Source organism: Dyadobacter fermentans DSM 18053 (assembly GCF_000023125.1).
GTDB classification, from domain to species: domain Bacteria; phylum Bacteroidota; class Bacteroidia; order Cytophagales; family Spirosomataceae; genus Dyadobacter; species Dyadobacter fermentans.
In genome coordinates this window covers 1,430,625-1,452,128 of the sequence record NC_013037.1, presented here as the reverse complement: position 1 = coordinate 1,452,128, position 21,504 = coordinate 1,430,625, and the positions used below count along the sequence as shown (strand labels likewise).

General features: G+C 51.8%; 16 protein-coding genes. 4 read left to right on the top strand and 12 right to left on the bottom strand.

The genetic code is table 11. The features are described 5' to 3' along the window. Nucleotides 1-59: 59 nt before the first annotated feature. The 8 genes from rpmI to menB form a co-directional block, all read right to left on the bottom strand. Entirely contained in the window at nucleotides 60-254 is a 195-nt protein-coding gene (rpmI, locus tag DFER_RS06035) for a 50S ribosomal protein L35 (protein ID WP_015810726.1), read from the bottom strand. Between the two features lie 135 nt (nucleotides 255-389). Beyond that, the gene (infC, locus tag DFER_RS06030) at nucleotides 390-920 is read right to left on the bottom strand and encodes a translation initiation factor IF-3 (protein ID WP_015810725.1); all 531 of its coding nucleotides are present in this window, start codon (nucleotides 918-920) and stop codon (nucleotides 390-392) included. A 137-nt stretch (nucleotides 921-1,057) separates the two neighbouring features. Beyond that, nucleotides 1,058-3,001 carry a threonine--tRNA ligase gene (gene thrS / locus DFER_RS06025; protein WP_015810724.1) on the bottom strand — a complete coding sequence of 648 codons (1,944 nt, stop codon included), beginning with the start codon at nucleotides 2,999-3,001 and terminating at the stop codon, nucleotides 1,058-1,060. A 61-nt stretch (nucleotides 3,002-3,062) separates the two neighbouring features. After that, entirely contained in the window at nucleotides 3,063-4,262 is a 1,200-nt protein-coding gene (locus tag DFER_RS06020) for a tetratricopeptide repeat protein (RefSeq protein ID WP_015810723.1), read from the bottom strand. Nucleotides 4,263-4,268: 6 nt separating this feature from the next. After that, on the bottom strand, nucleotides 4,269-5,156 hold the full coding sequence (locus DFER_RS06015) for a class I SAM-dependent methyltransferase (protein WP_015810722.1): 888 nt from the start codon (nucleotides 5,154-5,156) through the stop codon (nucleotides 4,269-4,271). A 366-nt stretch (nucleotides 5,157-5,522) separates the two neighbouring features. After that, on the bottom strand, nucleotides 5,523-7,103 hold the full coding sequence (locus tag DFER_RS06010) for a hypothetical protein (RefSeq protein WP_015810721.1): 1,581 nt from the start codon (nucleotides 7,101-7,103) through the stop codon (nucleotides 5,523-5,525). After that, nucleotides 7,090-7,503 (bottom strand): EVE domain-containing protein, encoded by a 414-nt coding sequence (locus DFER_RS06005; RefSeq protein ID WP_015810720.1) that lies wholly within the window; start codon nucleotides 7,501-7,503, stop codon nucleotides 7,090-7,092. Before DFER_RS06005 ends, DFER_RS06010 begins: the two co-directional genes overlap by 14 nt. 52 nt (nucleotides 7,504-7,555) lie before the next feature. Continuing rightward, nucleotides 7,556-8,380 (bottom strand): 1,4-dihydroxy-2-naphthoyl-CoA synthase, encoded by an 825-nt coding sequence (gene menB, locus DFER_RS06000; protein ID WP_015810719.1) that lies wholly within the window; start codon nucleotides 8,378-8,380, stop codon nucleotides 7,556-7,558. 197 nt (nucleotides 8,381-8,577) lie between these two features. Between menB and DFER_RS05995 the strand changes: the two genes are divergently transcribed. Together DFER_RS05995 and DFER_RS05990 are read left to right on the top strand one after the other, a co-directional pair. Beyond that, nucleotides 8,578-9,645: an AMP-binding protein gene (locus DFER_RS05995; protein WP_015810718.1), complete on the top strand. Its 1,068-nt coding sequence runs from the start codon at nucleotides 8,578-8,580 to the stop codon at nucleotides 9,643-9,645. Then, nucleotides 9,638-10,411: a hypothetical protein gene (locus DFER_RS05990; RefSeq protein WP_015810717.1), complete on the top strand. Its 774-nt coding sequence runs from the start codon at nucleotides 9,638-9,640 to the stop codon at nucleotides 10,409-10,411. The genes DFER_RS05995 and DFER_RS05990 overlap by 8 nt, the downstream gene beginning before the upstream one ends. A gap of 2 nt (nucleotides 10,412-10,413) precedes the next feature. On the opposite strand, the gene DFER_RS05985 is transcribed toward DFER_RS05990, so the two are convergent. The 4 genes from DFER_RS05985 to topA all read right to left on the bottom strand — a co-directional run bounded on the left by DFER_RS05985 (nucleotide 10,414) and on the right by topA (nucleotide 15,825). Next, nucleotides 10,414-11,598, bottom strand: a complete 1,185-nt coding sequence (locus tag DFER_RS05985; RefSeq protein ID WP_015810716.1) for a helix-turn-helix transcriptional regulator — start codon at nucleotides 11,596-11,598, stop codon at nucleotides 10,414-10,416. Between the two features lie 219 nt (nucleotides 11,599-11,817). Then, complete coding sequence (locus tag DFER_RS05980) at nucleotides 11,818-12,699, bottom strand: bifunctional 5,10-methylenetetrahydrofolate dehydrogenase/5,10-methenyltetrahydrofolate cyclohydrolase (protein ID WP_015810715.1); 882 nt, start codon at nucleotides 12,697-12,699, stop codon at nucleotides 11,818-11,820. Next, complete coding sequence (locus tag DFER_RS05975) at nucleotides 12,700-13,392, bottom strand: SIR2 family NAD-dependent protein deacylase (RefSeq protein WP_015810714.1); 693 nt, start codon at nucleotides 13,390-13,392, stop codon at nucleotides 12,700-12,702. Nucleotides 13,393-13,446: 54 nt separating this feature from the next. After that, on the bottom strand, nucleotides 13,447-15,825 hold the full coding sequence (gene topA / locus DFER_RS05970) for a type I DNA topoisomerase (protein WP_015810713.1): 2,379 nt from the start codon (nucleotides 15,823-15,825) through the stop codon (nucleotides 13,447-13,449). 328 nt (nucleotides 15,826-16,153) lie between these two features. On the opposite strand from topA, the gene DFER_RS05965 reads away from it, so the two are divergent. Beyond that, a complete protein-coding gene (locus tag DFER_RS05965) occupies nucleotides 16,154-18,925 on the top strand; it encodes a bifunctional aconitate hydratase 2/2-methylisocitrate dehydratase (RefSeq protein WP_015810712.1) in 2,772 nt (923 codons plus the stop codon). 56 nt (nucleotides 18,926-18,981) lie between these two features. Beyond that, on the top strand, nucleotides 18,982-21,252 hold the full coding sequence (locus tag DFER_RS05960; RefSeq protein WP_015810711.1) for an aconitate hydratase: 2,271 nt from the start codon (nucleotides 18,982-18,984) through the stop codon (nucleotides 21,250-21,252). Nucleotides 21,253-21,504 lie beyond the last annotated feature (252 nt).

The following is a 21,504-nucleotide window of genomic DNA, read 5'->3' as shown; positions in this document are numbered from 1 at the left end:
GCCTTCTATCGGGTTGAACAAAAAACCAGAATTTAATTTCTGAATTGGCGTTTTACGGATTATTTCCGAAGCATTGCCAATACTTGCTTCTCGTTAGACTCATCGATCAGACCAGTCTTTACCAAACCACGCTTGCGCTTGTTTGATTTCTTGGTCAGGATGTGGCTGTGGAAAGCGTGCTTACGTTTGATTTTTCCAGTGCCAGTCAGCGCGAAACGCTTTTTAGCCCCAGAGTTGGTTTTCATTTTAGGCATGATTCAAAAAACTAATAGTTGATAAAATATAAAACAGCGCGCAAAATTAGCGAAATTTTACACAAAAAAAAATCGTGTCCCCGACACAATGCCGAAAACACGATTTTCTATCGATATACTTTACGAATTAGCGTATTATTTAGCGCCTTTTGCAGGAGCAGGAGCGAGGATGATCGTCATCCGTTTTCCTTCCAGCTTCGGTTCCATTTCCAGCTTGCCGTACTCGGACAATGCTTCGGAAAACTTCTTCAACAGGTTCACACCGCGCTCTTTGAAGACGATCGTACGTCCCACAAAGTGCACATAAGCTTTCACTTTCGAACCTTCTTTGAGGAAGTTGGTCGCGTGCTTCAATTTGAAATCGAAATCGTGGTCGTCCGTGTTCGGGCCGAAACGGATTTCCTTGATGACCACTTTCTGCGCTTTCGCCTTAATTTCCTTTTGTTTCTTTTTCTGCTCGTATTTGAACTTCGAGTAGTCGACCACTTTGCAGACCGGCGGAACTGCCGTTGGCGCAATCTCCACGAGATCAAGCCCTTGTGCCTTTGCCATAGCGCGGGCGGTATTGATATCTACGATGCCCGGCTCAATGTTCTCACCGACCAATCGTACTTCTTTTGCTGTAATTCGTTCGTTAATTTTGTAAGGTTCTTCGGGAATCCTCATCCGTCCACTAGGGGGTCGTAATGCCATATAATTCGTATTGGTGTTTTTTTGTTTTTGGTGGAAATCGAAAAAATTAACACTAGCTCCACAAAAATAGTGCCTTATTGCTGGAATAATACTAAAATCTTAGAAAAACATCAAGCAATGCTGGCTTCCTTTTTGAAAAAGGCAGCGAACTCTTCGATCGTCATACTTCCTAAATCTCCCTCACCTTTGCGGCGTACGGAGAGCTTGCCTTCGGCGGCTTCCTTTTCACCTACAATGAGCATGAACGGCACTTTGGTCACTTCCGCATCGCGGATTTTGCGTCCGATCTTCTCGTCGCGGTGATCTACAAAGCCGCGGATATCGTGGTCCTGCAACTGGAAAAACACCTCTTCTGCATAATCGGCGAATTTTTCCGAAATCGGCAGGATCGCAATCTGGTCCGGTGAAAGCCACAGCGGGAACTGGCCTGCAGTGTTTTCGATCAGGATCGCCGTGAAGCGTTCCATCGAACCGAACGGCGCACGGTGGATCATTACCGGACGGTGTTTCTGGTTATCGGAGCCGGTGTATTCCAATTGGAAGCGCTGCGGAAGCTGGTAATCCACCTGGATCGTTCCGAGCTGCCATTTGCGTCCCAATGCGTCACGCACCATGAAGTCGAGCTTCGGACCGTAGAATGCAGCCTCGCCCAGCTCGGTTACCGTGCTCAGGCCGCGCTCGGCCGCTGCTTCGATGATCGCGCTTTCAGCCTTTTCCCAGTCCTCATCCTTACCAATGTACTTTTCCTTGTTATTAGGATCACGCAACGAGATTTGTGCGCTATAATCGTTGAATCCAAGCGATTTGAACACATACAGCACAAGGTCGATCACGCGGATAAACTCTTCCTTTACCTGGTCGGGACGGCAGAAAATGTGCGCATCGTCCTGTGTGAACCCGCGTACGCGTGTCAGCCCGTGCAGCTCACCGCTCTGCTCGTAACGGTAAACGGTACCAAACTCTGAGAAGCGCAACGGCAGGTCCTTGTAGGAGCGTGGCGACGTTTTGTAAATCTCGCAGTGGTGCGGGCAGTTCATCGGTTTGAGCATGTACTCTTCATCCAGATTCGGGGTTTTAATGGGCTGGAACGAGTCCTTGCCATACTTATCCCAGTGGCCAGAGGTCACGTACAAATCCTTGCTGCCGATATGCGGTGTTATCACAGGCACATAACCCGCCCGCGACTGCGCCTTGCTCAAAAATGCCTGCAAGCGCTCGCGCAGCATCGCTCCTTTGGGCAGCCACAACGGCAAACCTTGTCCTACTTTTTCAGAGAATGCAAAAAGCTCCAATTCCTTGCCGAGGCGGCGGTGATCGCGCTTTTTAGCTTCTTCCATCAGGGTCACATACTCTTCCAGTTCTTTTTGTTTTGGAAAAGTAATGCCGTAAATGCGGGTCAACATCTTGTTTTCCTGCTTGTTACGCCAGTAAGCACCTGCGATGTTGGTCAGTTTGGCGGCTTTAATGAAGCCGGTATTCGGGATGTGCGGCCCGCGGCAAAGGTCGGTGAAACTGCCTTGCTCGTACAAAGTAATGGAGCCGTCTTCCAGCCCGTCGATCAGTTCCAGCTTGTACTCGTCGCCTTTTTGGGTAAAATAGTCAATGGCTTCGGCCTTGCTGATCGGCTTGCGGATATATTCGTTTTTCTGGCGTGCCAGTTCCAGCATTTTCGCTTCGATTTTCGGGAAATCTTCCTGCGAAATGGTCTGTCCGCCGAGGTCTACATCATAGTAAAAGCCCTTTTCGATCGAAGGCCCCGTACCGAACTTGATTCCCGGATACAGCGCTTCCAATGCCTCGGCCAGCAAGTGGGCCGAAGAGTGCCAGAACGTAGCTTTACCGTCCTCGTCGTTCCACGTCAGCAGCTTCACCAGCGAGTCTTCCGTGATCTGGCGCGTAGGGTCCCAGACCTCGTTATTCACTTTGGCGGCTATCACATTCCGTGCAAGCCCTTCACTGATACTGAGCGCGATTTCGAGAGCGGTTACCCCTTTTGGGTAAAAACGTTCGCTACCGTCGGGCAGGGTAATTTTTACTTGAGACTCGTCTTTCATTCAAAAAAATAATTCTGTGACTATGGTTCAATGGCCATGCGGAAGGCCGCAAAACACAAAGCTATTCAATTTTAGCTTTGCGTGATGAGTCCACGCGGATATTTGTGGTGCCGCGCGGTTGGATTATATTGATTTTAACCCGTGATGTATCGAGCAGTTTATAGCCATCCCTGGTATTTTCCTCAGGATAGTAGGAGGGGTAAAGCCCTTCCGACTCGATCTTCCGGATGCGGTACATGCCGTAGCGCGCATCCTGGTCGCCGGGCGCGATGGTAAGCGACGTGGTGTAATACGTCTTGGCCAGGTCCAGTTCGCCGCTTTTTTCGTAGGCGTAGCCGAGCATGTTGTTCAGCTCTTTGGACTGCGGTTTTTTACGTAAAAGCTTTTTCAATGCAGGAATGGCGGCCGGGTAGGCGCGCTGCTGCATGGCTACGGTCGCCAGCGCATTCAATGCTTCGTCGTAGTCGGGCTGAATGGCTAATGCTTTCTGGTAAAAAATCAATGCGGTGTCCGGCTGGGCCAGTGCATTCAGGATTTCGCCCCGACCGTAAAAAAGGCTGGCACGTTCGGGAAAGCGGTTCAGCGCCTTTTCGTTGATCGCCAGCGCTTCCGCCGTGTTTTTGAGCTTTAGATTAATGATTGTGCCCTGCTCGTAAGCCCTCAGTAGCCGCGGGTTTACATTCATGGCGTAATTCAGGCTCGACAGGCTGGCGAGCGAATCGCCTTGCTTGGCCTGCAACATTCCTTTTACATAATAGGCCGAACCATCGTAAGGAGCCATTCGCAATGCCTGGTTCAAGTAACCGGCCGCTTCGCCGAAGCGGTTTTTGGCTTGCAGGATGTCCGCCAGTAGCACATACAGTTCCGGGCTGCTTTGCTGCAATGCCTCGGCGCGCTGCGCGTCCTCCAATGCATTATCGATATTTCCCAGTTCACGATTGATTTTGCCACGTAAAAGAAAATATTCGCTCACATTATCCTGTTCGTAGATAGACTCATTGATGTCGTCCAGCGCCTCCGCATACTGCTCGCGTTCGAAGTAAATTCGGGCCCGTTTGAAATAATTGACATCCGAATCGATGCCGCGGTTGATGAGCTCGGTCAGTGAGAGCAATGCGTCCTTTTGCCATTGTTCCTTCCCCTTTTTGATCACCGGCGGAATGCGCGTGGACGTGCGCGCGTCGCTCTCGCACGACTGTTCGAGTCCCGCGAGCGCGATGAGGATCGCAATTGAAAAGTATTTCAGGTTGTCCGGTTTCATCCGCGGCTACACATTCTGGTCCGAAAAACGCGAAAACACGCCCAATGGAAGTTTTTTACCAAATGAATCGGGAATGAAAAGTTCGCCGAACTCATGCTTTATCTCTGTCCCGAAATGCGCCTTGATCAGGTTTTCGACGATCAGCGCCGAGAAACCAAGTGAGTACAGGTTGATGATAAAAAAGAAGTTCTTGTCCTTCAATAACTGTGCGCACAGCCTGAGGAGTTCATTCAGGCTCTCTTCGAGTAGCCATTTTTCGCCATCCGGTCCGCGCCCGTAAGCAGGAGGATCGAGGATGAGGCCATTGTATTTATTCCCCCGCCGTACCTCACGCTGCACGAATTTCAATGCATCTTCCACCACCCAGCGGATGTTGCTCAGGCCGCTCAGGTCCATATTTTCCCGCGACCAGCTGATCACCTGCTTCACCGAATCAACGTGCGTCACGTCCGCGCCCGACGCCTTTGCCGCCAGCGACGCGATGCCGGTGTAGGCAAACAGGTTGAGTACCGAGGGCTTGTCCTCGGGCATTTGTTTCAATGTCCGCGCGATGAAATCCCAGTTGGTAGCCTGCTCGGGAAAGACGCCTACGTGCTTGAATGACGACAATGCGAGTTTCGTACGCAAATGCAGCTCTTTGGTGCGGTACTGGAACACCCACTTATCAGGCATATCGCCTTTGGTGATCCACTGGCCTTTTTCCTGCGAGTTCTTATCCTTTTTGAAAACCGCATTCGAGCGCTTGTCCCATTCCGCTTCCGAAAGCGACTTGTCCCAAATGGCCTGCGGCTCAGGCCGCGAAAGGACATATGGGCCGAATTTTTCAAGTTTCTCGAATCCGCCGCTATCGATCAGTTGGTAGTCGGTATGTTGGTCTGGTGAAAGTAGTATCAAGGTGTACTTCGGCTTTCGGCTTTCGGCCGTCGGCCCTTTTTAAGTGGTAAATTAATAAATGATCCAAGAATTAATGCCGATCGCCGAAGAACAACCAGTCCCGAGCGATTTACCGGCTCCGTGAGGAGCCTCCCATTTATAGCATGCCTATCTCGGCGTAATTTTTGGCTCCGCTAGGAGCCTCCTGTTTATAGCAAAGTTATCTCGGCGTAATTTTTTGGCTCCGTCAGGAGCTTCCTGCTGCAAAGGTAACTCCTACGGAGTTTTCGCTCCAACTCACACCCGTTTGCTATAAACAGGGCGCCCCGCCGGGGCGATCGATGTTGCAACTCTTTTTCAGCTAGAAACAAAGCCGACAGCCGAAGTCTAATAAGCAATCTTATTCAAATAAAACACATTCCTCCGCCCCCTCGTTTGCGGGTCTCCCGCTGCGTTTACAATGCGCTGTTCGCCCCAGGCGAGGTAGAAATTGTCGTACCAGTAATCAATGTCGTCGGTGCTGGTTTTGCGGACTTTATCACCGTCCACGTAGGTTTCATTCGGGATTACGCGGTCGCTGTCGATGACCTGGTCTCCTTTGATGATCTTGCTCTTGATGGCGCCGTTATGGCTGTAAATCAGTTTCGAATTGCCGTTGGTAAAGTTCTGGACCTTGATTTTTTCCTTCAATTCCATGCTTTTGACATTGTCGAAACTAATGCTGTTGTCCCAGTTCAGGTTGCCGTTATGGTCCACGTCCGCTACAATCGCGTGCGTGTATGTGAAGCCGTCGAATACCTGCGAGTTGTAGCCGCGCCCGCCGTACATCGGGTTCCAGAGGTAAGGATTATAAAGCCCCATGCCAAACGGATAACCGTAGCCGCCGTATCCATAACCGAACCCGCCCATCATGCTCGGGTTCTGGTAGCGGTATTCGGGATAGAAAACCTCTGCCACGAGCAGGAAATTAGCCGCTTTTGGAACAATATCATGCACCAGCAGGCGGTAGTTCAGTTTCAGGTCATTGCCGCTTTCTTTTTTCTTGCGGATACGTTTCTCCATTTTTTCCTGCTGTCGTTCGCTGAGGAAATTGAAGAAGTTTTTGAAGTCGGTGAAACTGTGGTATTTGGTAAAAACCGTTTCATCACCGACGATCTTGCTGATATACAACCCCTGTGAGGCCGCAACGCTGCTGCTTTGCATGTTGCGGTATCCATAAGTGCCGATTACAATGCGTACGGAGTCGTTGAGCACTTGCAGGCGACCGCTCAGCAGCGAAAAGTCATCCTCCGGGTCGACGCTTACCTGGGTGTAGAGCTCGCCGGTTTCTTCATAGGACCGCGCCACGATCTTGGTCTGACGGCCTTTTTTCACTGCAAAGCACACATTCACCAAATGCTGCGCCGTGTCCACTTCCACAGTCTGAATGGCGTTGGAGCCTTTAATGGCGGAAGGTAATACACGGGTTTGCTGCGTGGTAAGCTGTGTGTAAATCAAAACCGGCTCGTTGCGAACCATGCCGGCCATAAAAACGGAATAGCCCAGCGTTTTGAAATCGGTGATCTCAAAACGGTCGACGGTGTTAATGGTAAACGTCTCCACGAAACCCGGGCCCACATTCACCTTCACAATCTGGTACAATGAGCTCCGGTACTTGCTGAAAAGCAGGAAAACGGCCTGCCCGTCGTAGGAGGAAGCGATGTAATCGAGGTTCGACTCGATGGGGCCGTCGATGGACCACACCCGTTCGAGGTTCGTATCGAATTTCTGGACATTGAACGTGCCTTTGTCGGGCTTGGAAATGAGCAGCACGCCCTGTTTGCCAAGCGGAACGGCCTGGTAAGCGGTGTTACCGGGCAAAGGAAGTTCGATCCGTTTCACTCCCTGGGCCAGAAGCTGAATGCCGATGAGGCCCAGGAAGAGTAACGGTAAGACCAGCCGGAAAACGGTTCGCTTATTTCTTGTCATGCGCCAATGCAACGATATGGTCGAATTCTTCGCGTTTGACCGGCACTACCGACAGGCGCGACAACCGGACCAGGTCCATTTGTTTCAAAAGCTCGTCCTTTTTGATCTGCGCCAGTGTGACGGTGTTGGGAAATTTCTCAATAGGAACCACATTCACGACCACCCAGCCGGGTTCGTCGGTGGTAGGGTCGGGGTAATGTTCTTTGGAAACCTTTGCCAGCCCTACAACCTCTTTTCCCTCGTTGCTGTGGTAAAACAGCACGGGGTCACCGACTTTCATCGCCATCAGGTTATTGCGGGCCGCGTAGTTGCGCACGCCGTCCCACATGCCTTCACCCTCTGCCACAAGATGGTCCCAGGAGTATTTAAATGGTTCTGATTTTACAAGCCAATGGTTCATTCAATGCGTATTTGTATGGTAGGACTTAAAATGTTAATCTTTCGGGACTAAATCAAGGGAACTTAGGGAATTTGCTGAAATCGGGTTTGCGCTTTTCCAAAAACGAACGCTGGCCTTCTTTCGCCTCTTCGCTGAGGTAATATAGCAATGTGGCATTGCCCGCGAGTTCCTGGATACCGGCCTGTCCGTCCAGCTCCGCGTTGAATGCGCTTTTGAGCATCCGGATCGACAGCGGGCTTTTTTCCTGGATTTTCTTCGCCCATTCCAATGTAACGGTTTCCAGCTGCTCCAATGGAACGACTTTGTTCACCAGGCCCATTTGCAATGCTTCGCCGGCATCGTACTGGTCGCAGAGGAACCATATTTCGCGTGCCTTTTTCTGGCCCACCACGCGGGCGAGGTAAGAAGCACCAAAACCGCCGTCGAAGCTGCCGACTTTCGGTCCGGTTTGCCCGAAGCGCGCATTTTCGGCCGCAATGGTGATGTCACAGATCACGTGGAGCACATGTCCGCCGCCGATCGCCCAGCCGGCCACCATGGCAATCACCGCTTTGGGGATCGAGCGGATCATCTTTTGCAGGTCGAGCACGTTCAGGCGCGGCACATGGTCGTCGCCGATGTAGCCGCCGTGGCCGCGTACCGACTGGTCGCCGCCGGAGCAGAACGCCTTGCCGCCCTCGCCGGTGAGAATGATCACATCAATGCGGGGATCTTCCCGGCAGATATGCATAGCATCGATCATCTCGGTCACCGTCAGCGGGGTGAATGCATTATGCTTATGCGGGCGGTTGATGCTGATTTTGGCAATTCCTTCGTGAAGTGTAAACAGGATTTCCTCGTATTCTTTAATGGTTTCCCATTGAACTGTACTGGACATAAAATCAGATGATAAAATTGAAATAAATGCATGTGTCGGCGGGCAATGCGGCCGTGCGGCGCTGCATGCTACATCATGCCGGAATGCGCGAAATTACTCATTGTTTGGGTTTCCTTCAAAAACAAATGAATAACTTTCCACCGCATTGAAATCCGCCATTATAAACTGGCAGCAACGAATCCGAAGAAATTACAAGTATGATCTGGACAACGGGCAAAACGCTTTGTAAAACGCAGAAACGGCCGCGAAACCCCTATTTCGCACAGGCCTACGACTTTATGGAAAAGTGGCTCGGCGGCGCGCGGGAATTTGTGCTTCATACCTCCGGCTCCACCGGTATGCCCAAGCCGATCACCGTCACACGCGCGCAACTGGCCGCCAGCGCAGCCATGACGGGCAAGGCGCTCTCGCTCGGGCCCGGCACGCGTGCCCTTGTATGCCTGAATGTGGGCTACATTGCAGGTCTGATGATGCTCGTGCGCGGGATGGAGCTGGATTGGGAGCTCACGGTCACGGAACCAACCGCTAATCCGCTCGCCGGCCTGGACCATGCGGATTTCGATTTCGTGGCGATGGTGCCCATGCAGTTGCAGTCGATTCTTGAAAATAGCGCTACTTCCGGCCAGGTTGACCGCCTGGGCAAAGTCCTGCTGGGCGGCGCGCCGGTGAACCATGCGCTGGCGATGCAAATCAGCGACCTGGCCATGCCAGTGTATCAAAGCTACGGCATGACCGAAACCGTGTCGCACGTTGCATTGAAGGCCCTGAACGGCCCGGAGGCCAGTGAGTTGTACGTTTTTTTGCCGGGTATTCAGTATGGTGTGGATGAGCGGGGATGCCTGCACATTTCCGGCGCAGTTACCAATGGGCAAACGGTGCAAACGAATGATCTGGTGGAGATTCACGGCAATGCATTCCAATGGATCGGAAGGGCCGATAATGTGATCAATTCAGGTGGCGTGAAAATTGTACTGGACCAGATCGACCAGCGGATCGCGGCGGTTTTTCATCATTTGAATATAGGCAATGCATTTTTCTGTTGGTGGGAGCCGGACGCGAAACTGGGACAGAAACTGGTGCTGGTGATCGAAAATGCAATGCCCGAAGCGCTTACCGAACGGCTCACGGCTGAAATTAGAAGCCGCGTTTCGACCTATGAGAACCCGAAACATATTTACTTTGCAAAAGCGTTTGCCAAAACACAAACCGATAAAATCGACAAACGCGCCACATTTCAAAAGCTTTCAGATTCTTCGAATGGATAAAAATCTTCAAATTCCCGGTCAGTATATTGTTCGCTATCAGACGGCTCCGGTAGTTCCGGCGCCATTTGCCCACTTCTATACCCTGAAACTCGACATCCAGTCGGAGCAGGACCTGCGTGTGGACTTCGACATCCTGTACAACGACCGTGAAGAGCTCAGCGACGATGAGATTTATGACGAAGGTTTTTCCAAAGACGACGATTACAAATGGAAAGGCGCTTTGCCAGCGGTATGGATCAATGAGTTTAAGGAAATTTTTGAGAGCTCGAAAACGATCCGCAAGCGCGAGGAGAGCGAGTATGAAGATTTCATTGAAATAGAACTGGAAGAAAACGGCAAATATGTGACCATCTATCCGGTAGATAAGGAACGCTGGTCGTACTTTTTGCAGGAAATGATGCAGGCGATTTTCGAAACCGGCGGCCGTGAAAAGCCATTTGAACTGACCTACCTCGAGATCGATAGCGAGGGCAAAACGACCATCGACCTGAAAGCGTCGTTCGGCAAAAAGGAATTTACATTAAGCAAGAACGCCGGTGCAACCCGTAAACTACATTGGGATCAGTTGCAAAAAATCATGGATACAGTTTACAAAGCTGAATTCGTTGCAGATAATGCAACCGAAACCCGTCCAACCAAACGCGGCAAATATCTGACTGCCGGCGATGGCTTGTGGTATCAAATGGGCGTGGCTGTCCTCGAAACCACTTCCAAAAGCAAAGATCTCGCCAAGATAGAAGCGCTGTTCAACACGCTTGCCAAATAAAATTACTGACGGTACTGGCTCAGCTCCATTTGCAATTCATCCACGAGCTGAGCCACCCTTTCGAGTGAAGGTTGAGGCACAGGCATTTGCACGCTTACAAAAGCCTTCACTTCCCACACTTCCAGCACATCCTGCAATGGAATTTCCAGGTCCGCAATAGACGCATTATCGGAGGTAAGCAGCAAAGTGCCGGCCGTTTTCACCTGATTGAATACATTTCTGTAAATCAGTCCGTGGCTTCGGAGCAGGAAAACATACTGCATGCCGTCCTTGATATCGTACCAGTTGCGAATGAATGTGCCCACGAGAATCGAGCCGGGGTAGGTGAAGTCCTCGCCGCTTTCGAATGCACGATAATAGCCCGTCGGCAGGTTAGGCAGCTGGAAAAGCGGCAATGCATTCAAATAATGCGGATTCTGAAAATTGGCAATGTAATCGGCCTGCTGATTACGCGCCACCCATTGAATGGTAGGGAAGTGTTGCGCAGGCTGTTCCACCGCCGCATTGAATTGTGGACTTTGATATTGATTATTAAATGTCGGAAACCCGGCCGGCTGCGCCGCTGCCGGAACCGCTGCCGGCTGCTGGTATGTCGCTGCCGTCCTGCTGGGAGCTGGCTGCTGAAAGTTCGGTTGCTGAAAAACTTCCTGTTGGGCCGCACCCGGCTGGGCCGCATTCGGCTGGGCCGCACCCTGCTGGGCTGCACCCGGCTGGTTAAACGGCAGCGCCTGCGGACTGGCTGCATTGAAATGCTGCACGGGCTGCTGCATTTCACCGCCGACCGGTTTCAGGTTAATCTGCCTGGAAACCTGCCTGAGCGGCTGCTCGGGCTGCTGGTATGTTTCGATGATCTTAGACAATGGCTGCGGCTCCGTGTACCCAGGCGTGCGTGTAGGGGTAGACTGGGGCAGGCCCGAGTGGGAAACCGTCATTTGCCGCGAGGTAGTAAGCGGGAGCGACATTTCCGGCGTTTCCCTTAGTTTTCGGAGGTCGTTTTTTAGCAAATTATCAACGCTAACCCCGAAAGCGGCGGCCATGTTTTTGAGATTAGTAAGGTTGGGGTTGGCCCGCGCCTCTTCGTAAGCGCCCAGTAACGATCTCTTGATCGCGATCTTACGGGCAAACTGTTCCTGCGTCAGGCCGTTGAGCCTTCTGAGATACTTGATGTTATTGCTGACGATGCTCATAGTACAACCAACCGTTCAAAAGTCCCTACTAATTGACAAATCTTTTAGTAAAAAACGAATTGCACAACTTTCTCATCTGTTTTTTTAAATTTTTAATGCAAAAAGCCGGATCATCAGGATTTGTAACGTCCTGATGATCCGGCTTTTTTTACTTCGGCAGTCGGCAATCGGCGATCGACTTAGGGCTTTCCAAAAAGCCGACGGCCGACTGCCGAAGTACTACTTATAAATCTCCTTCTTAGCCGCCTTGAAAGTATTAGTTAGCAACCCGCAGATGGTCATCAACCCTACGCCGCCCGGAACCGGGGTAATAAAGCTGGCTTTGGGTGCTACGTCGTTGAAATCGACATCGCCTTTGATCGAGAAGCCGCTTTTCTTGGTTGCGTCGGCTACGCGGGTAATGCCCACGTCCACCACCACCGCGCCTTCCTTCACGTAATCCGCTTTCACGAATTCCGGACGGCCCAATGCGACGATCAGGATGTCGGCCGACTGGCAGATCTCTTTCAGGTTTTGCGTTTTGCTGTGCGTGATTGTCACCGTGCAGTTGCCGGGGAAGGTGTTGCGCTGCATGAGAATGCTCATCGGCAGGCCCACAATCTGGCTCCGGCCAATTACCACGCAATGCTTGCCGCTCGTTTCGATGCCCGCGCGGATGAGCATTTCGAGTATACCGAACGGTGTTGCGGAAATGTAGGCCGGCAGGCCTTTGCACATTCTTCCCACGTTGATCGGGTGAAAACCGTCCACGTCTTTCGCGGGATTCACGGCTTCCATCACCGTGTTTTCAGAAATGTGTTTCGGCAGCGGAAGCTGTACAATAAAACCGTCCACGTCGGGATCGTTGTTCAGCGATTCGACGGCTTCGAGAAGCTGCGCCTCGGTGATGTCTGCCTCGAACCGAAGCAGGGTAGAAGTGAAGCCGATTTCTTCACAGCTGCGGATTTTGGAAGCGACGTACGTTTCACTCGCGCCGTCCTGGCCTACAAGAATAGCTGCCAAATGCGGCTTTTTGCCACCTCCGGCGACCCATTGTTCCACCTCGGCCTTGATTTCGGATTTTATTTGGGAAGAAATAGCTTTCCCGTCGAGTAGTTGCATTTATGATTCAGGTAGTAAATATTTCTTGATCAGCGTTTGCATTCCGGTCGTTGCCTTTTCCTGAATGAACACCATGTTCGATTTTAATGTAATATCCGGTTTGGCCGGGTCCACAATGTAAATGCGTTTGCGGGTAGGTACGTAATGCACGAGCCCTGCCGCCGGATAGACGGCCAGCGACGTGCCTATCACCAGGAACATGTCGGCCTGCTCGGTCACATCCACGGCTATATCCATCATCGGCACCTCCTCGCCAAACCACACGATATGCGGGCGCAGCTGGCTTCCCAGCTCGCACAAATCGCCTGTTTTGAGCTCCCAGCCAGTCATTTGGTACACCAGCCTGGGATCTTTGGTGCTGCGCGATTTGAAGAGCTCGCCGTGTAGATGGATTACATTCGTGGAGCCCGCGATTTCGTGCAGGTTATCGACATTTTGCGTGATAATCGTCACGTCGAAATGCTTTTCCAGCTCGGCCAATGCATAGTGTGCGGCGTTGGGCTTCACGTCGGCAGCCTGCTTGCGCCGCTGGTTGTAGAAATCCAGCACGAGCTCCTGGTTACGAATCCAGGCTTCCGGTGTGGCCACATCCTCTATCCGGTAATTATCCCAAAGCCCGTTATGGTCCCTAAAAGTACTGATCCCGCTCTCAGCGCTGATACCTGCTCCGGAAAGTACAACCAGTTTTTTCATGGGCTTTGTCGTGTTTTCGTATCAATGGCCTCGCTTGCGAGGCGGCTGGCAATGCTACTTTTTGGCGGCTTTCTTGGCAGCCGGCTTCTTCGCCGCAGGCGCTTTGGCCGCGGCCGGTTTTCTCGCGCCGCCCCGTCCCGCAGGCTTGTCGGGCGTCTCAGCGGCCAGTTTCAACACCTGCTCGTAAGTGAGCGATGCCGGCTCGGTGCCTTTCGGGATTTTTACATTCTTTTTTCCAAAAGCAATGTAGGGCCCGTAACGGCCGTTCAAAACCTTCGCCTCGGGATCTTCCGCAAATTCTTTAATGGTGCGGTTGGAGTCCTGCAAGCGCTTTTCTTCAATGATTTCAACCAATCGGTCTTCTGTCACCGCCATCGGATCATCCGTTTTGGCCAGCGAGTAATATTTGCCGTCGTGTTTCACGTACGGACCGAATTTGCCGACGTTCACGATCATGTCTTTATCCTCAAAGAAACCCACCTGGCGCGGCAGTTTGAAAAGCTCAAATGCTTCGTCCAATGTGATGGTTTCCATCAGCTGGCCTTTCTGCAAGCTGGCAAAACGCGGTTTTTCTTCATCTTCCACATCACCGATCTGCACATAGGGGCCGTATTTCCCGATCCGCACGGATACTTTTTTGCCCGTTGCAGGATCTTCGCCCAGTTCACGTGAGGTCAGGCTCTTGTCAATGGCTTCCTCACGTGCCTCGGCTACTTTCTTTTGGAACGGCGTGTAGAAGTTCTTGATCATCTGCTGCCATTCCAGCTGGCCGTCGGCAATGTGGTCAAAGTCTTTTTCAACGCTCGCGGTGAAGGAATAATCGACAATGTCCTGGAAATGGCTTACGAGGAAGTCGTTCACCACCATACCGGTGCTGGTCGGGAAGAGCTTGGCCTTCTCCGAGCCGTATACTTCTTTATTTACCTTGCTCTTGATCTGCTCATTGGCAAGGGTGATTTCTTTGAATTCCCTTTCAAAACCCTGACGGTCTTCTTTTACTATATATTCCCGTTTCAGGATCGTCGAAATCGTCGGCGCGTATGTAGATGGCCGTCCGATTCCCATTTCTTCCAATTTTTTTACCAAACTCGCCTCCGTATAGCGTGGCGGGTTACGGGTGAAGCGCTCTGTTGCCTTCATATCCGCCAGTTTGAGGATCTGGCCGATGTTCAGCGGCGGGAGCATTCCTTTTTGTTCCTCGTCACCTTCGTCGTCGCTCGATTCGAGGTATACTTTCAGGAAACCTTCGAATTTGATCACCTCGCCTTGCGCTACCAGCTCTTCCGAAGTGGTCGAAATGCCGATCGTGGCCGTGGTGCGTTCCAGCTGGGCGTCCGACATCTGCGATGCGATGGCGCGCTTCCAGATCAGCTCGTACAGGCGTTGCTCGTTGCGGTCGCTGCTGCCTAGCAGCGTAGAAAAATCGGTAGGACGGATCGCTTCGTGCGCTTCCTGTGCGGATTCGGACTTGGTTTTGAAAATACGGCGGTTATAGTAATCGATCCCGTATTCTTTCGTGATCTGCTGCTTTGACTTATCCAACGCTTCTTCCGACAGGTTAGTCGAGTCGGTACGCATATAGGAAATCTTACCGGCTTCGTACAGACGCTGCGCGACGGTCATCGTTTGCGCAACGGAAAAACTCAGCTTGCGGGATGCTTCCTGTTGTAGGGTAGAAGTTGTGAATGGCGGTGCAGGTGATTTTTTGGCTGGTTTTACTTCAAGGTTACGGATCGAGAATTCGGCCCCGACGCATTTTTCGAGGAACTGTTGCGCTTCCTGCTCGGTAGGGATGTTCTTGGCGAGCTCCGCATTCAGTACTTTGCCATTGCCCAGGTCGAAATGCGCGGTTACCCTGAAACTGCTTTTGCTTTTAAATGCATCAATCTCACGTTCGCGCTCCACTATTATACGTACGGCTACCGATTGTACACGGCCGGCCGAGAGGTTCGATTTACCGATCCGGATCTTTTTCCAGAGTACCGGGGAAAGCTCGTAGCCCACGAGGCGGTCGAGGATACGGCGTGCCTGCTGGGCGTCTACCAGGGCCGTGTCGATGGTCCGCGGCTTTTCGATGGCGTTCCGCAGAGCAGTTTTGGTGATCTCACGAAACACGATCCGCTTGGTATTGTCGGGAAGCCCCAGCGCTTCTTTCAAATGCCAGGAAATCGCTTCTCCCTCGCGGTCATCATCGGTTGCGAGCCAAACTTCTGCATCTTTTGCCAGTTTTTTGAGCTCTGAAATGACTTTGACTTTATCGGAGGAGATTTCGTAAGAGGGTTGGAAACCATGCTCAACATCAACACCCATATCATGCTCCGGGAGGTCACGGACATGTCCGAAACTGGACTTGACAGTGAAATCCTGCCCAAGGTAACTTTCAATGGTTTTGGCCTTCGCCGGTGACTCTACGATCACCAGATTTTTTGACATAACTTTGGATTTAAGGGACCTGGTAGCACTTTGAATGTCCCAAATATAGGGCACAATCCGAGAAAAAATCAAAGCGCAAAAAAAAGCTGAACGAAAATAGAAGTGCGCCGCTGAGCCTCCCGAAGGGACATTTGAAGTTATTTCCTGAATATGGACATTGCCAGAACAAAAAATTTTTTGAGAAGGTTATCTTAATGTACGGCTAGAATATACTGGTTTTAAATAGTAGCGAAAATCGGTCGAAATGCCTCCGTATATTCCGTAATTTCGTACTTTCGCCCGTTTTATTGACAACAGATATTGCCTTTAACATTGAAAAGATTTCATCATGAATATCTATCAGGACTACATTAAAGAGATTGAAGAAAGAAAAACCCAGGGGCTTCACCCGAAGCCGATTGACAGTGCCGAATTGCTGGGCGAAATCATCGCTCAAATCAAAGATCAGGCGAACGAGTACCGGGACGACTCTCTCAAATTTTTTATTTACAATACATTACCAGGTACTACGAGTGCTGCCGGCGTGAAAGCCCGGTTTTTGAAGGAAATCATCCTCGGCGAATCCGTAGTGGAGGAAATATCACCTGCATTTGCATTCGAGCTGCTTTCGCACATGAAAGGCGGGCCGTCCATCAGTGTATTGCTCGATCTGGCCCTGGGCGAAGATGCTGAAATCGCAAAACAAGCCGCCGACGTTCTGAAAACACAGGTTTTCCTGTACGACGCCGACACCGACCGGCTCAAAGAAGCATTCAAAAGCGGAAGCGAAATCGCGAAAGAGATTCTGGAAAGCTACGCGAAGGCCGAGTTCTTCACCAAGCTGCCCGAAGTTCCCGAAGAAATCAAAATAGTGACGTTTATCGCCGGCGAGGGCGACATTTCGACCGATTTGCTCTCTCCCGGCAACCAGGCGCACTCGCGCTCCGACCGTGAATTGCACGGCCAATGCATGATCACACCCAAAGCTCAGCAGGAGATTAAGCTGTTGCAGGAGGAGCATCCCGACAAGAGCGTGATGCTGATCGCTGAAAAAGGTACAATGGGTGTGGGTTCATCCCGGATGTCGGGTGTGAACAACGTGGCGCTCTGGACCGGCAAGCAGGCCAGCCCATACGTTCCATTCGTGAACATTGCGCCGATCGTGGGCGGTACCAACGGCATTTCGCCAATTTTCCTCACAACCGTAGACGTTACGGGCGGTATTGGTATCGACCTGAAAAACTGGGTTAAGAAAACAGACGAGCATGGTAATGTGGTCCGTAACGAAAACGGCGATCCCGTGCTGGAAGAAGTGTACTCGGTTGCTACCGGCACTGTTCTTACCATTAATACCAAAACCAAGAAACTTTACAACGGCGAGCAGGAGCTGATCGATATTTCAAAAGCGCTCACGCCGCAGAAGAAGGAATTTATCCGCGCAGGCGGCTCTTATGCCATTGTGTTTGGTAAAAAAATCCAGACAGTTGCCGCGAAAATCCTTGGTATCGAGCCTACGCCGGTTTTTGCTCCTTCGAAAGAGATTTCGAATGAAGGACAGGGATTGACGGCGGTTGAAAAGATCTTTAATAAAAATGCCGTCGGCGTTACGCCGGGCAAAATCCTGCACGCCGGCTCGGACGTTCGTGTGGAGGTAAATATCGTCGGCTCGCAGGATACGACGGGGCTGATGACCGCCCAGGAGCTGGAATCGATGGCGGCTACCGTGATTTCGCCGATTGTGGATGGAGCCTATCAGTCGGGTTGCCATACGGCGTCGGTTTGGGACAAAAAGGCGCAGGCTAACATTCCTAAGCTGATGAAGTTCATGAACGACTTCGGCCTCATCACCGCCCGCGACCCGAAAGGCGAATACCATTCGATGACCGACGTAATCCACAAGGTGCTGAACGACATCACAGTGGACGAATGGGCGATCATCATCGGTGGCGATTCCCACACAAGGATGTCCAAAGGTGTGGCCTTCGGTGCCGACTCGGGAACCGTGGCCATTGCACTTGCGACGGGCGAAGCTTCCATGCCGATCCCCGAATCCGTGAAAGTGACGTTCAAAGGCAGCATGAAAGAGCATATGGACTTCCGTGACGTCGTTCACGCAACCCAGGCTCAGATGTTGCAGCAGTTTGGAGGTGAAAACGTATTCCAGGGCCGCATCATCGAAGTACACATTGGAACACTTCCTGCCGACCAGGCATTTACATTCACCGACTGGACCGCGGAAATGAAGGCGAAAGCTTCTATCTGTATTTCAGAAGACGATACGCTGATCGAATCACTGGAAATTGCGAAAAACAGAATCCAGATCATGATCGACAAGGGTATGGAAAACCACAAGCAAGTGCTGCAAGGGTTGATCAACAGGGCCGAAAAGCGCATTGCCGAAATCAAATCCGGTGAAAAGCCAGCGCTTACTCCTGACGTCAACGCGAAATACTATGCGGAAGTGGTGATCGACCTCGACGTGATCGTGGAACCGATGATCGCCGACCCGGATGTGAATAATAAGGATGTATCAAAGCGCTACACGCACGATACGATCCGCCCGATTTCTTTCTACGGCGATGAGAAAAAGGTAGACCTCGGTTTTGTAGGCTCCTGCATGGTGCACAAAGGCGATTTGAAGATTGTTTCTCAAATGCTTAAAAACCTGGAAGAGCAGCAAGGCAAAGTGGAATTCCACGCACCGCTTGTGGTGGCCGCGCCTACCTACAACATCATCGAAGAGCTGAAAAGCGAAGGCGACTGGGATGTATTGCAGAAATACTCCGGTTTTGAATTCGACGACAATGCCCCGAAAGTAGCGGCACGCACGGAGTACGAAAACATGATGTACCTTGAACGCCCCGGCTGTAACCTTTGCATGGGTAACCAGGAAAAAGCGGCCAAAGGCGATACGGTACTGGCTACTTCTACACGTCTGTTCCAGGGCCGGGTTGTGGAAGATTCGGAACGCAAAAAAGGGGAATCGCTGCTCGCATCCACACCGGTGGTAGTGCTTTCGGCAATCCTGGGACGCATACCCAATATCAGTGAATACAAAGCTGCGGTAGAAGGCATTGACCTGACCAAGTTCGCACCACCCATCAAGACGCTAAGCAGATAGTTACTGGTGGTACAGTTGTTGATAAGTGTGAATGTGTAATCATTAATTTGAGAGATATGGCGTTTGACTTAGATATGATCAAGGGCGTTTACGCCCGAATGGAAGAAAGAGTTGAAGCCGCCCGTAAAATTGCCGGGCGGCCTTTAACCCTCGCAGAAAAGATTTTATACTCCCATTTGTGGGAAGGAACGGCAACCCAGGCTTACGAGCGTGGGAAGTCTTATGTGGATTTCGCTCCGGACCGCGTTGCGATGCAGGATGCCACCGCTCAGATGGCGTTGTTGCAATTTATGCAGGCGGGCCGTCCGAAAGTAGCGGTTCCTTCTACCGTCCATTGCGATCACCTGATCCAGGCCGAAGTGGGCGCTGTGCAGGATTTGAAGAATGCCGTAGATAAAAATAAAGAGGTTTACGATTTCCTGTCGTCCGTATCCAACAAATACGGCATCGGCTTCTGGCGCGCAGGCGCGGGTATCATCCACCAGGTGGTACTCGAAAACTACGCATTCCCCGGCGGGATGATGATCGGTACCGATTCGCATACGCCTAATGCGGGCGGGCTCGGTATGATTGCCATCGGCGTTGGTGGTGCGGATGCGTCCGACGTAATGTCGGGACTGGCGTGGGAACTGAAAATGCCCCGCCTGATCGGAGTGAAGCTCACCGGTAAATTAAGCGGGTGGACAGCTGCGAAGGACGTGATCCTTTGGGTTGCCGGCCAACTTACCGTGAAAGGCGGAACGGGCTATGTGGTAGAGTATTTCGGCGAAGGAGCTGAAAGCTTATCCGCGACCGGAAAGGGCACCATTTGCAATATGGGCGCTGAAATCGGGGCAACGACGTCCATTTTTGCGTACGACGAGAAAAGTGCGGCGTACCTGAGAGCGACCGACCGTGCCGACGTGGCCGATGCTGCGGACAAAATCAAAGGACATCTTCGTTCCGATGATGAAGTGTATGCGGACCCGGCTGCTTACTATGATCAGCTTCTCGAACTGGACCTTTCCACGCTTGAACCGCACATTAACGGTCCATTTACGCCGGACCTGGCCTGGCCGCTTTCCAAATTCGCCACGGCGGTGAAAGAAAACGGATGGCCGGAGGTGCTTTCGGTCGGTTTGATCGGCTCGTGCACCAACTCTTCGTATGAGGACGTGAGCCGTGCCGCTTCGCTGGCCAAGCAGGCTGTTGATAAAAAATTGCAGGTAACTTCCGAATACACCATTACGCCCGGCTCCGAGCAGGTGCGCTATACGGTAGAGCGGGATGGTTTCCTGGATACTTTCGAGCAAATCGGAGGCGTGGTGCTGGCCAATGCCTGTGGGCCATGTATCGGTCAATGGGCGCGGCATGGCGCGGAAAAAGGGGAGAAGAACTCCATCATCACGTCATTCAACCGCAACTTCTCGAAACGGGCGGATGGCAACCCCAACACGCACTCTTTCGTGGCATCGCCTGAAATCGTGACGGCCATGGCCATTGCCGGGCGCCTGACGTTCGATCCACGCGTGGACAAGCTCGTCAACACCGACGGCGTGGAAGTGCTGCTCGACGAACCAACAGGTCTTGAACTGCCCACAAGAGGATTTGCCGTGGAAGATGCCGGTTACCAGGCTCCGGCCGAAGACGGAAGCCAGGTTCAGGTGCTCATTAGCCCCACTTCCGACCGTTTGCAGCTCCTCGAACCATTTGCTGAATGGGAAGGAACAGATCTGAAGGGTTTGAAACTGCTCATCAAAGCGAAAGGCAAGTGTACCACCGACCACATTTCCATGGCCGGCCCGTGGCTGAAATACCGCGGACACCTCGATAACATCTCGAACAACATGCTGATCGGCGCGGTGAACTATTACAACGAGAAAACCAACACGATCAAGAACCAGCTCAACAACCAGTATGCGGAAGTTCCGGCCGTCCAGCGCGACTATAAGGCGCACGGCATCGGTACGATCGTGGTTGGTGACGAAAACTACGGCGAAGGATCATCCCGCGAGCATGCCGCCATGGAGCCCCGCTTCCTGGGCGTACGCGCGATTTTGACCAAATCATTTGCCCGTATCCACGAAACCAACCTGAAAAAGCAGGGAATGCTGGCGCTGACGTTCGCAAACACATCGGATTACGACAAAATCCAGGAGGACGACACGATCGATATCCTGGGCCTTGAAACCTTTGCAGAAGGACAGCCGCTGACTATCGTGCTGCACCACAACGACGGTACCAACGAGGAATTCCCCGTGAACCATACCTACAATGCCCAGCAGATCGAATGGTTCAAAGCAGGTTCTGCATTGAACATCATCCGCAAGTCGGTTGGCGCCGCGTAGTGGGTAATTGTATAAAAATGCAAAAGGGCTTCCGATGACGGAGGCCTTTTTGCATTTTGGGGTTTTGAACCAAGTGTTTTGATGGAACCGGTTCACCATTTCGTCCGCCCGGAGGGCCATCCTGTTTGTAGCAGAATTGGATTCACGGCGTTTGCCAGCCCCAGCGGGGCTCCCTGTTTGTAGTAAACCAGATGGACCTGCATATTTGGCTCCTGCGGTGGCCTCCTGCATTCGTGGCGTTGTCACATGCCT

What these genes read in the sequence shown, in the direction of transcription:
- DFER_RS05995 (WP_015810718.1), top strand. Translation starts at nt 8,578, where the DNA reads ATGATCTGGACAACGGGCAAAACGCTTTGTAAAACGCAGAAACGGCCG.
- infC (WP_015810725.1), bottom strand. Translation starts at nt 920, where the DNA reads ATGAGGATTCCCGAAGAACCTTACAAAATTAACGAACGAATTACAGCA.
- rpmI (WP_015810726.1), bottom strand. Translation starts at nt 254, where the DNA reads ATGCCTAAAATGAAAACCAACTCTGGGGCTAAAAAGCGTTTCGCGCTG.
- DFER_RS05965 (WP_015810712.1), top strand. Translation starts at nt 16,154, where the DNA reads ATGAATATCTATCAGGACTACATTAAAGAGATTGAAGAAAGAAAAACC.
- DFER_RS05960 (WP_015810711.1), top strand. Translation starts at nt 18,982, where the DNA reads ATGGCGTTTGACTTAGATATGATCAAGGGCGTTTACGCCCGAATGGAA.
- DFER_RS05975 (WP_015810714.1), bottom strand. Translation starts at nt 13,392, where the DNA reads ATGAAAAAACTGGTTGTACTTTCCGGAGCAGGTATCAGCGCTGAGAGC.
- menB (WP_015810719.1), bottom strand. Translation starts at nt 8,380, where the DNA reads ATGTCCAGTACAGTTCAATGGGAAACCATTAAAGAATACGAGGAAATC.
- DFER_RS05990 (WP_015810717.1), top strand. Translation starts at nt 9,638, where the DNA reads ATGGATAAAAATCTTCAAATTCCCGGTCAGTATATTGTTCGCTATCAG.
- DFER_RS06010 (WP_015810721.1), bottom strand. Translation starts at nt 7,103, where the DNA reads ATGACAAGAAATAAGCGAACCGTTTTCCGGCTGGTCTTACCGTTACTC.
- topA (WP_015810713.1), bottom strand. Translation starts at nt 15,825, where the DNA reads ATGTCAAAAAATCTGGTGATCGTAGAGTCACCGGCGAAGGCCAAAACC.
- DFER_RS06020 (WP_015810723.1), bottom strand. Translation starts at nt 4,262, where the DNA reads ATGAAACCGGACAACCTGAAATACTTTTCAATTGCGATCCTCATCGCG.
- thrS (WP_015810724.1), bottom strand. Translation starts at nt 3,001, where the DNA reads ATGAAAGACGAGTCTCAAGTAAAAATTACCCTGCCCGACGGTAGCGAA.
- DFER_RS05980 (WP_015810715.1), bottom strand. Translation starts at nt 12,699, where the DNA reads ATGCAACTACTCGACGGGAAAGCTATTTCTTCCCAAATAAAATCCGAA.
- DFER_RS05985 (WP_015810716.1), bottom strand. Translation starts at nt 11,598, where the DNA reads ATGAGCATCGTCAGCAATAACATCAAGTATCTCAGAAGGCTCAACGGC.
- DFER_RS06005 (WP_015810720.1), bottom strand. Translation starts at nt 7,503, where the DNA reads ATGAACCATTGGCTTGTAAAATCAGAACCATTTAAATACTCCTGGGAC.